Raw genomic sequence first — 12461 nt, forward strand, 5'->3', positions numbered from 1 at the left:
CACGACCATGACCACCCCTTCCCTTTGGATCGCCAAGACCGGCCTGGATGCGCAGCAAACCCATATGTCGGTGATTTCGCACAACCTGGCCAACGTCAACACCACCGGCTTCAAAAAAGAGCGAGCTTTGTTCGAAGACCTGCTGTACCAGAACGTCAGGCAGGTAGGCGCTCAGTCCACGCAAAACACGACTCTGCCTTCCGGCCTGCAATTGGGCACCGGCGTAAGGACGGTCGCCACGGAAAAGATTCATACTCAAGGCAACATCCAACAGACTGGAAATTCCCTCGATATCGCCATCAACGGCCGGGGCTTCCTCCAGATCCTGATGCCGAACGGCGATCTCGCCTACACCCGGGACGGGTCCTTCAAGCTCGACTCCAATGGACAAATCGTTACCAACGGCGGCAACCCCTTGGAACCGGCCATGACCGTGCCCCAGGGCGCCCTGAGCGTCACTATCGGCAACGACGGTACGGTATCCGTGCTCGAACCGGGAAACCCCACCCCCAACGTCATCGGCGAAATCCAGCTGGCGGACTTTATCAACCCGACGGGATTGGAACCAATCGGTGAAAACCTGTACCGGGAGTCGGTTTCGAGCGGTGCTCCGATCGTCGGCGTACCGGGAGAAGACGGTATCGGAAAGCTCGTCCAGGGCTCTTTGGAAACCTCGAACGTGAACGTGGTGGAAGAACTGGTCAATATGATCGAAACCCAACGCGCTTACGAAATGAACTCCAAAGCGATCGCAACCACGGACGAGATGCTCGGGTTCGCCACCAATACTCTCTGATTGATCCGATGAAATACGCGGCTTTCATTCTCATCCTGCTGACCTTGAACGGCTGTGCCGCCATCCTCAATCCGCCGCCGCGCCGGGATCCCGCCTACGCGCCGGCCCGTCCCGAGGACATGACGCCGCCCATGCAGAATCCCGGCGCAATTTTCCAGTCCGGCTACGACATGCGGTTATTCGAGGATCATAAAGCGCGCCGGGTAGGTGACACCCTTACCATTAAGCTGGTCGAACGGACGAATGCCCAGAAAGACGCGGACACCAAGGCTGACCGTTCGGCAACCACCCAGGTAAAGGCACCCATGCTGATGGGGCAGGAAGCGGCTGAAATTCTCGGCTACAACGTATCCAGCAGTCTGGAATCGACCCACAAATTCGAAGGAAAAGGCGAAAGTAATCAGAGCAATCTCTTGACGGGAAACATCAGCGTGACCGTGGTGGAAGTCCTGCCCAACGGCAATCTTCGGGTACGAGGCGAAAAACGGGTCGGCCTGAACCAAGGCAACGAATACATCAAGCTCTCGGGGCTGGTGCGTCCGGTCGATATCGACACCACCAATAGCGTGGATTCCACCAAGGTCGCCGACGCGACCTTCATTTACAATGGAGAGGGCGTAGTGGCGGACGTCAACCGCATGGGCTGGCTGCAACGTTTTTTCACCAGCATACTGTTCCCGTTCTGATCGACTGAGGTAAGACCATGGCTAGGTTCACTCTGCACTCAGTCATAAAAATCGGTCTTCTCGGCTTGGCGTTCTCACAATCCCCGGCGATGGCTGAACGGGTCAAGGATATCGCCTCGGTCGCCGGGGTCCGCAGCAACCAGCTGATCGGGTACGGGCTGGTCGTCGGTCTGAACCGCACTGGCGATAAGAACCGCTTCACCAGCCAAACCCTGCGCAACATGCTGCTCCAATTGGGCGTCACCGTGCCGCCGGGTATCGACCTGAAATCCAAAAATATCGCCGCCGTATCCGTACAAGCCGACCTTCCGGCATTTGCAAAGCCCGGCCAAACGATAGATGTGAACGTTTCATCTTTGGGCGATGCCACCAGTCTCCGCGGCGGCAGCCTCTTGATGACGCCCCTCAGGGGCGCCGACGGCCAGATCTACGCGGTTGCCCAAGGCAATCTCGTCGTCGGCGGGTTAAGCGCTCAAGGCCTAGACGGCTCCAAGGTTACCGTCAACGTGCCCAGCGCCGGCCGGATTCCGAACGGAGCCACGGTCGAGCGCGAAGTTCCGACAGGATTCGCGCAAGGCAGCCATCTGATGCTCAACTTGCATACGCCCGATTTCACCACCGCCAACCAAGTGGCCGACATCATCAATCGAACTTACGGCGGAAGCGTGGCGCGCGCCTTGGACGCGGCGTCCGTTCAGGTCAGCGCACCCCATGATCCGGCTCAGCGGGTCTCGTTCACGTCACTGATCGAAAATCTGGACGTGAGTCCGGGCGAAGCCCCTGCCAAGGTCATCGTCAACTCGCGTACCGGGACGGTAGTGATCAGCAGCCATGTCCGGGTTCAACCCGCCGCGGTGACCCACGGCAACCTCTCGGTGACCATCAGCGAAAAGCCCATCGTCAGCCAACCTCCGGCCTTATCCGGAGGTTCGACCGCCATAGTGCCCCGCTCGGACGTAACCGTGAACGAGGAAGCGAATCGCATGTTCGTTTTCAATCCCGGCGTATCGCTGGATGAAATCGTGCAGGCGGTCAATCGCGTGGGCGCTGCACCGAGCGACCTCGTCGCCATTCTGGAAGCCCTGCGAAGCGCCGGAGCGTTGCGGGCCGAGCTGATCGTGATATAGGAGAACCGGCATGATAAAGCAGACTGGCATGGCCGATGTGTATACCGATTTCAACGGCACCGCCCGGCTCAGGAATCAGGCCAAGCATGATCCGAAAGCGGCGCTGAACGAGACCGCCCGGCAATTCGAGTCTCTGTTCATCCAGATGGCCTTGAAAAGCATGCGGGAGGCGGTCCCGAACGGCGGGCTCACGGACGGCAAGCAGTCGCAGATGTTCCGCGACATGTACGATCAGCAATTGGCGGTGGAACTCGGCAAACGATCCAGTCTCGGCTTCTCCGATATGCTGGTCCGGCAACTGGGCGGCGAAAAGTCCTCCGGTGAGGCGAAACCCGGCATGGGTCTGGACGATTACCGCGGCAATGCGTTACTCAGGATCGATAAGGGATCTTCCGAGCATGCAACGGCAGAAAATTCGAAATCGGATTATGGAAATGGAGCTCGGATGTCCGATAAAGCTCGCGTGCAACCTCGGTCCGCCCAGAGTGACTCCCGAACCGGAGCGTTCGCCAATCCCGAGGAATTCGTAAACGCGCTCTGGCCTCACGCTCAGGAAGCGGCCGCCGAGCTTGGCGTCGACCCCAAGCTGCTGCTGGCGCAGGCGGCTTTGGAAACGGGCTGGGGAAAATCCATGGCGGCACGAGGAAACGACGGACACAGCCATAATCTGTTCGGCATCAAGGCGGACCGGCACTGGAGCGGCCGTCATATGACCGCCCGCACCCTGGAATACGCCGACGGTATCGCCGTGCGTAATAGAGCAGCATTTCGCGCCTACGACGATTACGCCGAGAGTTTTCGCGATTACGTGCAGTTCCTTAAGACCAACCCTCGTTACGCAACGGCCTTGGAGCATGCCGATAATCCACGGCAATTCATGGCTTCATTGCAAAAGGCCGGCTACGCCACGGATCCTGATTATGCACGCAAGGTCCTCTCCATATACGAGGAAAATCGTGCGCTTGAAAAGTTGCCCGTTGCCTGATCCGGTCTTCAGTTAGAACGATCGGTGCCGATAACAGGCGTAAGAACATTATTCATTCGAGTGGTTGAATCATGGCTGGCGGACTTCTTGGCATAGCGACATCCGGGCTGATGGCGGCTCAGCGCGGACTGACGACGACCGGACACAATATCGCCAACGTCAACACCGACGGCTACAGCCGCCAAAGAACGGAACAAGTCGAGCGCTTGCCTTCGTTTACCGGGGCGGGATTTGTGGGCAACGGCGTCGACGTTGCGTCCATTATCCGCTCCTACGACAGTTTTCTTAACGCTCAGCTCCGAAGCAGTCTCTCCGCGCATGGGGAATTGGAGACGTATCACGGCATGGCCTCACAGGTCGACAACTTCATCGCCGATCCGGACGCCAGTCTGTCGCCCTCGCTCCAATCGTTCTTTAACTCGGTGCAGGACGTAGTCAACGACCCCACATCCATCGCCGCGAGGCGCGTCATGCTGACCGAAGGCGAAACGCTGGTGCAGCGTCTTAACACGCTGAACGGCCGCATGGACGAGCTGCGCAGCCAAGTGAATCAGAGCCTGAGCACCAATATCGACGAGATCAACGGTTTGGCCAGAGGTATCGCCTCTTTGAACGAGCGCATTGTTGTTGCCTATAACCAAGCAGGCAAACCGCCCAATGATTTGCTCGATCAGCGTGATCTGTTGGCCGAACAGTTGGCGCAGAAAGTAGGCACCAGCTTGTTCGAGCAAAAGGACGGCTCTTTGAACGTCTTTATCGGCAGCGGACAGGCGCTGGTGATGGGCTCGACGGCAAACCAGCTCAGCTTGCAGAACTCGGCCTATGATCCCAATCAGAAAGACATTGCCATTACCGCCGGCGGTTCTGTCGCTGTTGTCGTGACCACCGCTATCAGCGGCGGAGAAATCGGGGGATTGTTGCGCTTCGGCAGCGAGGTACTCGACCCGGCCCAAAACGCCCTGGGCCGTATCGCTGCGGGGCTCGCCGCAACATTCAACGTCCAGCACTCGCTCGGCTCCGACTTGAACGGAAACGCCGGGGCCGATTTCTTCAGCGACGTTACAAACGCCGCAATCGGCCAGTACAGTTGGTTCGGCAGGCAAACGAATAGCGGCGACGCCGTATTATCCGTTGCGTTCGACGACAGCGCTGGAAACGGTTCCTCCGATCTAACCGCAAGCGACTATCGCCTGGATTATGACGGCGCCAATTACACTCTCACGCGCCTGAGCGACAATACGCAATTCAACAACGCGACCGGTGCCTTTGCCATAGATGGCTTGGCTATCGGCATTGGCGGCGGTGCTGTAGCAGCCGGCGACAGCTTTCTCATTCGCCCGTTCCGCCGGGTAGCCGGCGATCTAAGCGTTTCGCTGACCGACCCCCGAGAAATTGCTGCAGCCGGGTCGCCTTTTGCAGGGCCGGGAGATAACACCAATGCTCGCGCCCTGGCTCAACTACAGACAATGCCCTCGCTTTTGGGCGGTAAAGCGAGTTACCAGGACGCTTATAACGAGATCGTGGGCGATGTGGGCACGCTGACCCACGCCGCCGACATCGACAGCACCGCTCAGAAACAATTGCTCGACCATGCTCGACAGGCACGAGACTCGGTTTCAGGGGTGAATCTCGATGAGGAAGCCGCCAACCTGCTTCGGTATCAACAAGCCTATCAAGCCGCCGCGCAGTTGATTCCCGCGCTGAACAGTATGTTCGACGCACTGATCGGAGCCGTAAGGAGATAAGCATGCGTATTTCGACGCCCTTGATGGAACAATTCGGCATCGACGCCATCCTCAGGCAGCAGGCGAAGCTCTCCAAGACCCAATTGCAGCTCTCCACCGGCCAGCGCATTCTGACGCCCTCGGATGATCCCAGCGCCGCGGTACGTGCGCTGGACTTGAAGGAGTCGCTGGAAAACAATCGGCAATTTCAGTCCAACATTCAGGCTGTTCGCTCGAGACTCGAATTTGAGGAATCCACTTTGGCGGGAGCGGACAACGTGTTGCAGCGCGCACGTGAATTGGCTGTCCGAAGCCTCAATGATACGCTCAGCCCGAGTGATCGGCAGGCGATCGGGCAGGAAATGCAGCAGCTGTTGGACGAAATGCTCGGACTGGCGAATACGCGCGACGCCAACGGCGAATATATTTTCGCCGGCTTCCGTTCCGATACCGTCCCGTTCGCATTTGACGGCGGCCGGACGCCGCCGAGCTACGTCTATCAAGGCGACAAGAATCAGCGCCTCTTGCAAATCGCTCCGCAACGACATTTGGCCGACGGCGATTCCGGATTTTCCATATTCGAGAATATTCCTTCGAGCTCGGGTGCCAATGCGATCGCGGCCTCAGGCGGTACCCAGAACATACTCAATACCTTGTACTCCCTCACCCGGACTTTGAGCGGACAGTTCACCGCATCCCACGGCGCCGTTATGGGAACGAACGATCTGTCCTCCGGCATTGACTACAGCGGCGGCCCGGCAAAGAATTTTGATCTGGCCGTTGATGGCGGTGCGCCGGTCACGGTTTCCGTTGCCGCGGCGAATTATGCTTCAGCGGATGATCTCGTTGCCGCCATAAACGCCGGCATCAACGCCACCGCTTTGAATGGAACCGTGGTCGCCCAACATCGATCAGGCTTTATCGAGTTCGTATCGACAACCACCGGGACTGCCTCATCCGTGGAGATCAGTGACGACACCGATGGAGTCCTGACCGATTTCGGCTTCGCCGGCCCACAGACCGGCACAGGAGCCGACGTTGCTTTCCACGACGCTGCCAGCGCCGCATTGAAGGGCATCGATGCCGCCCTCCAGAACATCCTGGATACCCGCGCCAGCGTCGGCGCACGCTTGAATGCGCTGGACGAACAAGAGGATGTTCACGACAAATTCATCATCGACACCCAAGCGAATCTTTCCGAAATAGAGGATCTGGACTACGCAGAAGCAATCAGTCGGTACAACATCCAGTTTGTCGCGCTACAGGCTGCGCAGCAAGCTTATGTTAAAGTACAAGGACTGTCTCTTTTCAATTATCTTTAAGCGGTAAACGCGGCATTCCGTGCCTCTTCCCGGTGCGAGCCCTTCCGGGCGTTATTCGCACGTTCGAATTTATTTTCGGCCGATTTGTCTTTGATTCAGGCATCCCTTTTGCGGTGAAAATGGCATTGTGGTTAGAAACTTCAAGCTTGCCCTGAAGCTGATCGCACGCGATTGGCGTAGCGGCGAATTAACCATCCTGATGGCGGCCCTCCTGATCGCAGTGGCCAGTTCCACCGCGGTCAGCCTGTTGGGCGACAGATTGACCCGTACGATGAGTCTCCAGGCGGCGGAGTTCTTGGCAGCCGATCTCGTTATCGGCGGCCATCAGGAGCCATCGGATGCTTGGCGGCAACAGGCGTCCGCACAGGGGCTGCTAGTCGCCGGTACCACCGAATTTTCCAGCGTTTTGATCGAAAACGACGAACTGCTTCTGGTGGGCGTCAAAGCCGTCGAGGAAGGTTATCCGCTACGCGGCTCGCTTCGCACCACTCTGGGCGATGTCACGGCCGCAGTTGAAACCCACGACATCCCGAAAAGCGGGGAGGCTTGGGTGGAGCAGCGCGTGCTCACAACCTTGGGTTTGAGCTTGGGCGGCGAAATCACAGTGGGTGAAAAACCGCTGCGAATCACTCGCATTCTCACCCATGAACCCGACCGCCGTGGCGATCTCTACAGCCTCTCGCCCCGGGTGCTGATGAATCGAGCCGATGTCGCCGAGACCCGGGTCATTCAACCCGGAAGTCATGTTCATTATTACGAATTGTTTGCCGGGGACGAGCGTGCGCTACGCACATTCAAGCAATGGCTCAAGCCCCAACTGCATCCGGGGCAACGTATTCTCGACGTACACGAGGATCGGCCCGAACTGGGCAATGCCCTGAACCGTGCAGAGCGTTATCTGGGACTGACCAGCATTGCCGTGGTGTTGATTTCGGGCGTTGCCATCGCCATGACTGCGCGCCGCTACACCGAACGGCACTACGACATGACCGCGATGCTCAAGTGCTTGGGTGCTCGCGAGCGGGACGTCCTGTGGATCTACGCCAGCCAGTTTTTGATCGTCGGCCTCGTCGCGAGCTCGTTGGGTTGCGCTTTGGGATACCTGGCTCAGCACGGTGTGATCCAGTTGCTCCGCTCTTTGCTGCCCCATACCTTAGCCGGTCCCGGTTGGCTCGCAGTGATCTTCGGCGCGGCCACGGGACTCCTGATCCTGCTCGGCTTCGCCCTGCCTCCCATACTCAGGCTCAAGCGACTCGCTCCCCTGCGAGTACTGCGCCGCGATCTGGAACCTCTGCCGTCCAGCGCTTGGGTGGTATACGGATTAGCCGCCCTTACTCTGAGCGCGCTTCTTTGGCGCTATACCCGCGATTGGACGATGACCGTCAGCGTATTGGCGATCGCTGGCGCTGCGATAGCGCTGTTCAGCCTGCTCGGCTTATCGATGCTGGGGCTTGGCCGTCTGCTCCTGCCTTACGTCTCGCTGTCATGGCGCTTCGGTCTCCAGCACTTGACCCGTCAGCCGCGACTGGGAGTTAGCCAGATACTCGCTTTCGCCCTAACCCTGGTGGCCATGCAGGTCAGTATTTTGGTGCGTACCGAACTGCTGCAGGAGTGGAAGCGCCAACTGCCCGAGGATACCCCTAATCATTTCGCACTGAATTTATTCGATACCGATTTGGCGCGATTTCGCAACACGCTGAACCAAGAGGGTATCGCCAGCAGCGCTTACTATCCGATCGTGCGCGGCCGTTTGACTGCCGTTAACGGTAAAGACGTCTTCGAAATCGTCCACAAAGACTCGCGCGCTGAAGCATCGATTAATCGCGAACTTAGCCTTACCTGGGCGTCGGAACTGCCGCCCGACAACCGTGTAGTTCGGGGAAAATGGGTCGACGGAAGTGGTCCCCTGAGCGTTTCGGTGGAAACCGAGCTAGCCAAGAGTCTAGATATCGAGCCAGGCGACAAACTCACATTCAATATTGCGGGACAGGAGCTTATCGCTACCGTCATCGGCACCCGCAGCGTCCGCTGGGATACCATGACCCCGAATTTTTTCATGATTTTTTCGCCGGGAAGCCTCGATACGTATCCGCACACTTGGCTCACCAGCTTTTATGTGCCACCAGAGCTTAAGCCAGTACTGGGACAGTTGGCCAAATCGTTCCCGAGCATGACAATCCTGGAAGTCGACGCGCTGCTGAAACAGTTTCAGACCATCTTGCGACAAGTGACGAGCGCCATCGAATATGTCTTGCTATTGGCTTTGGCGGCGGGATTTACCGTGCTGTTCGCCGCGGTCCGAGCGACGCTGGATGAACGTATCTACGAGGATGTGTTGCTTCGGACCATGGGCGCCAGCCGGCGCTTGTTGCGGAATGCCCAATGGGTGGAATTCGCCGCGTTGGGATTCTTGGCCGGCATCCTGGCATCGGCCATCAGCGAGGTGATCGCGTGGACATTGTTCAGCCGGGTGTTTGACTTAGCATATCGTTTCCATTGGGAAACCTGGCTGGCCACCCCTGTTTTAGGTGCGCTGGTGGTTGGGCTGGCAGGCTATCTGAATACACGGTCGGTCGTAAAAAACAGCCCAATGCGCGTGCTGCGAGAACTTTAGAGTACGAGAAAACAAGAAATGGCGATGGGCGAATAATCTGGCGCTCATCGCCATTTCTATCAACTACCCTTGACGTTGACTTTCGATGTCCAGCCGCTCTTCCCTTGGCAGTCTCCGTCCAATACTTTTACTTTAACGAACGGCAACTGACCAACTACCATTTCTTCTTCAACGGTTGCCTTCGTCCCTGCTTTGGTGACGCATACGCTCTGCTCCTGGTCCTCTTCCGCTTCCGAGGTGCTAATTAAACCAGGCATGGTCGTCAAATGCGAACCGCCGCCATTCGGATTATCCAAAGTCACCTGCTGGCCTACGGATACGGTCGTCTTGATCTGTACTTCTTCACCGCCGCCGCTCATCGCGAGAACGAGAACGATCACCAACACTGCGCCGATCGCCGCGTAGAGAGCTTTCGGGTTGCTCTTCAAGGTATCGAGAATGCCTTGCGCGGGCTTACTCGGGTTATTCTCTTCGGACATTACGCTATACCTCCTCTTATAAGTTCTTATCGCCTCCCGGTTCATGAACGAACACTCTGGAGCAGGCGCAAATTACCATGTTGTCAACATTATGCAAACAGTTAATTTGCTTGCTCCACAGCATCGTAGAAGCGATTTAGAAACACTGCACTTTATCACGCTCCATGGTTATATTTGCGATTTGGGGAGCGACAAATGCGCGCATGTCTAATTGGAGCCAAAATTGCCTCCGGGTGGTCTAATCGTTCGCAATGAAAACCTGTCCGGTCATGACTTTCCTTACGCGATTTTCTGCCGGATAGAATAATTCGCGTTGTGTCTATCGAACCCCAAAAATGAATGACTCGAAAAAGTTTCCGCCACAATCCAGCAACAGCGACGTGCAAGCATTCTTGAAAAAACTTGCGCAAACGCCCAACGCCAAACCGGCTGGACGCAAAGGAAGGCTGATCTTTGCCCTGGACGCGACGGCGAGCCGCGAACCTACCTGGCGAGAGGCGTGTCGCATCCAAGCGGAAATGTTCGATGCGGCGGCGGCTCTAGGCGGCTTGGAGATCCAGCTCTGCTATTACCGCGGAATAGCGGATTTCGAAGCTTTCCCGTGGTTGATTCACGCCGAAGACTTGCGGCGGCGCATGGCTGACGTGGAATGCGTCGGGGGATACACCCAGATCGGCAAGGTTCTGGAGCATACTTTGCAGGAAACACGGAAAAGTAAGGTCGACGCTTTGGTGTTCGTTGGCGACTGCATGGAAGAAAATGTCGACTATCTCTGCAAGACAGCCGGAGAGTTGGGCCTTCGGGGCGTCAAAGCGTTTCTGTTTCAGGAAGGATTCGATCCGACCGCCGAACGCGCATTCAAACAGATCGCCAAATTGACTCACGGCGCCCATTGCCGCCTCGACGCCGGAAGTGCACGGCAACTCCGTGAACTGCTCAATGCTGTTGCGGTCTATGCCGCTGGCGGATTGAAGGCTTTGGAAGACTTCGGTCGTGTCCGAGGCGGGCTCGCTCTGCAATTAGCCCACGAAATGAAAAAATCTTGATTCAACTCATTCTGCTTCTTTTTCTCGTCGTTCTTGCCGTGCTCACGGTGCGCCGTTTTCTCGACTCCGCGCCTTCTGAAGCGCTGGCCAACAAGTTTCGACGCGGGCTGATCTGGACCGGAATTCTGGCCCTGTTATTTCTTGCCGCGACCGGACGGCTGGGCTGGTTGATCCCGCTGGTCGGGGCACTGATCGCCGCCGTTCTCCGGCTTGCGCCAATTCTCGTTCAACTCCTGGTTCAATATGCGCCGCTGATACGACGCTGGCGGCAACAACGAGCCGCATCCCAGCGGACGGCTTCGGACGGTCGCCGTAGCAGTTCGTTTGTTGAGTCGCGTTTTTTACGGATGCAACTCGATCATACAACCGGCGAAATCGTGGGCGTAGTACTGACAGGGTTCCATGCCGGCCGTAGCTTGCACGACCTGACCCTGAAACAACTGACCGAGTTATACGGTGACTATGTCCGCGAGGACCCCGAATCCGCATCGCTGCTGAAGGCATATATAGAGCGCGTCCATGGCGTATCCTGGCAAGAGCGCGAAAGCCGAACCGCAGATCAGGACCACGGCAAAATGACGGCGGAAGAAGCTTATCGTGTTCTGGGCATCCCGCCTGGATCTTCTCGTGAAATTGTTATCGACGCTCATCGTCGCCTGATGCAGAGGATTCATCCCGACCGAGGTGGCTCCGACTATCTCGCGGCGAAAATCAATCAGGCCAAAGACGTTCTGCTGGGACGGTAAAATCGTCGAAGTGTACTGGGTGCGCCGAGCACGGCCGTGGCTAGAGTATTTTCTGATTCGGTATAGCGCCCGCGGCAGCGGGTGCTACACGGTTTTCTTCGTCCCGTTCGAGCGCCCCGGTGTCGTGCGAAACGCGCAGGATCAGGGGGCTCGCCGGGAGCGGAATGGGACGAACGACGTTCGCCCGAAGGGCAGCGTCCAGGAAAGGACCTTGTCAATTTGGACCGCCGAAGGCGGGTCCGCAGGATAAAACCCAGGGGCTTGCCTTGGCGCTCCCAAGGCAAGCGGGTATCCAGGGAGCGACACCCTGGACTTGGGGGCAAAGCGGGAAGCAACATCCCACAAGGATTTTGCAAAAGGAACCCGCGTGCGGGGCGGCTCCCCGCCCTAAAACAAGCACCGCGTTCAGCGGCACCTTGGTAGGATTTTCACGCACTAAATCCGCTATGTGGAAGCGAAAAATGCTCTAGCTTGACACGGAAATGGCTTAGCAAGCCATCGAGCAAAAACTGGGAATGTCGGCATTTTTCGTCTCTATAAATCATCCCCGAACCTCTCGATCCCCTTTTCTGTCTGTAAGCGCGTGCGTTTGAGCGCGCGCCCGCGTGGTCGCGCGAATTCGGCATCATAAAAAAATCCCACCATTTAAAAATTGCTATCTGAGTCACAAAAAAGCTGCTAAAGAAAAAAAATAATAAGCCGATAAGAAAGATAACCGTCAAAAACCCGTCGCACGGTAACTCCGCTCGGTCGCCAAACGCCATTTTTCCGATGCGCCCAGTGACCCGATGCGAAGCAAAAAATGGATGATCCGCAGATTTAAAGCAGTACGGAGCTCGCAGAGCATATTGGCACGATAAATGGTTTGACACAGAGCTGTTGGCTCCGATTAACAAAGTATTGATGACGGAAGTTCTGGTTTATCAAATAGGCTAT

At 57.1% G+C, this 12461-nt stretch carries 10 protein-coding genes; 9 read left to right on the forward strand and 1 reads right to left on the reverse strand.

Going from position 1 to position 12461, the window contains the following annotated elements:
• Window positions 1-7: 7 nt before the first annotated feature.
• The 7 genes from flgG (at window position 8) to ACR2TX_RS21105 (ending at window position 9254) form a co-directional block, all read left to right on the forward strand.
• Window positions 8-796 carry a flagellar basal-body rod protein FlgG gene (gene flgG, locus ACR2TX_RS21075; RefSeq protein ID WP_156880043.1) on the forward strand — a complete coding sequence of 263 codons (789 nt, stop codon included), beginning with the start codon at window positions 8-10 and terminating at the stop codon, window positions 794-796.
• An 8-nt stretch (window positions 797-804) separates the two neighbouring features.
• Window positions 805-1482 carry a flagellar basal body L-ring protein FlgH gene (gene flgH, locus ACR2TX_RS21080; protein ID WP_077730460.1) on the forward strand — a complete coding sequence of 226 codons (678 nt, stop codon included), beginning with the start codon at window positions 805-807 and terminating at the stop codon, window positions 1480-1482.
• Window positions 1483-1499: 17 nt separating this feature from the next.
• The gene (locus ACR2TX_RS21085) at window positions 1500-2609 is read left to right on the forward strand and encodes a flagellar basal body P-ring protein FlgI (protein ID WP_156880044.1); all 1110 of its coding nucleotides are present in this window, start codon (window positions 1500-1502) and stop codon (window positions 2607-2609) included.
• Between the two features lie 10 nt (window positions 2610-2619).
• A complete protein-coding gene (gene flgJ / locus ACR2TX_RS21090; protein WP_434130653.1) occupies window positions 2620-3594 on the forward strand; it encodes a flagellar assembly peptidoglycan hydrolase FlgJ in 975 nt (324 codons plus the stop codon).
• Window positions 3595-3665: 71 nt separating this feature from the next.
• A complete protein-coding gene (gene flgK / locus ACR2TX_RS21095; protein ID WP_434130654.1) occupies window positions 3666-5339 on the forward strand; it encodes a flagellar hook-associated protein FlgK in 1674 nt (557 codons plus the stop codon).
• A gap of 2 nt (window positions 5340-5341) precedes the next feature.
• Complete coding sequence (gene flgL, locus ACR2TX_RS21100; RefSeq protein WP_156880047.1) at window positions 5342-6640, forward strand: flagellar hook-associated protein FlgL; 1299 nt, start codon at window positions 5342-5344, stop codon at window positions 6638-6640.
• A 127-nt stretch (window positions 6641-6767) separates the two neighbouring features.
• Window positions 6768-9254, forward strand: a complete 2487-nt coding sequence (locus ACR2TX_RS21105) for an ABC transporter permease (protein WP_434130655.1) — start codon at window positions 6768-6770, stop codon at window positions 9252-9254.
• Window positions 9255-9313: 59 nt separating this feature from the next.
• On the opposite strand, the gene ACR2TX_RS21110 is transcribed toward ACR2TX_RS21105, so the two are convergent.
• Window positions 9314-9733 (reverse strand): hypothetical protein, encoded by a 420-nt coding sequence (locus tag ACR2TX_RS21110; protein ID WP_077730455.1) that lies wholly within the window; start codon window positions 9731-9733, stop codon window positions 9314-9316.
• 335 nt (window positions 9734-10068) lie between these two features.
• On the opposite strand from ACR2TX_RS21110, the gene ACR2TX_RS21115 reads away from it, so the two are divergent.
• Both ACR2TX_RS21115 and ACR2TX_RS21120 read left to right on the forward strand, forming a co-directional pair.
• On the forward strand, window positions 10069-10779 hold the full coding sequence (locus tag ACR2TX_RS21115; protein ID WP_156880048.1) for a VWA domain-containing protein: 711 nt from the start codon (window positions 10069-10071) through the stop codon (window positions 10777-10779).
• Entirely contained in the window at window positions 10776-11525 is a 750-nt protein-coding gene (locus tag ACR2TX_RS21120; RefSeq protein ID WP_086134386.1) for a hypothetical protein, read from the forward strand. The genes ACR2TX_RS21115 and ACR2TX_RS21120 overlap by 4 nt, the downstream gene beginning before the upstream one ends.
• Window positions 11526-12461 lie beyond the last annotated feature (936 nt).

Origin of the sequence: Methylocaldum sp. GT1BB, assembly GCF_051027545.1 — a bacterium.
In the GTDB taxonomy this organism is placed as follows: Bacteria; Pseudomonadota; Gammaproteobacteria; order Methylococcales; family Methylococcaceae; genus Methylocaldum.

Excerpts from the sequence above, each read along its gene's own strand:
- flgL (WP_156880047.1), top strand. The coding sequence starts at position 5,342 with ATGCGTATTTCGACGCCCTTGATGGAACAATTCGGCATCGACGCCATC.
- flgH (WP_077730460.1), top strand. The coding sequence starts at position 805 with ATGAAATACGCGGCTTTCATTCTCATCCTGCTGACCTTGAACGGCTGT.
- ACR2TX_RS21085 (WP_156880044.1), top strand. The coding sequence starts at position 1,500 with ATGGCTAGGTTCACTCTGCACTCAGTCATAAAAATCGGTCTTCTCGGC.
- ACR2TX_RS21110 (WP_077730455.1), bottom strand. The coding sequence starts at position 9,733 with ATGTCCGAAGAGAATAACCCGAGTAAGCCCGCGCAAGGCATTCTCGAT.
- flgK (WP_434130654.1), top strand. The coding sequence starts at position 3,666 with ATGGCTGGCGGACTTCTTGGCATAGCGACATCCGGGCTGATGGCGGCT.
- flgG (WP_156880043.1), top strand. The coding sequence starts at position 8 with ATGACCACCCCTTCCCTTTGGATCGCCAAGACCGGCCTGGATGCGCAG.
- ACR2TX_RS21115 (WP_156880048.1), top strand. The coding sequence starts at position 10,069 with ATGAATGACTCGAAAAAGTTTCCGCCACAATCCAGCAACAGCGACGTG.
- flgJ (WP_434130653.1), top strand. The coding sequence starts at position 2,620 with ATGATAAAGCAGACTGGCATGGCCGATGTGTATACCGATTTCAACGGC.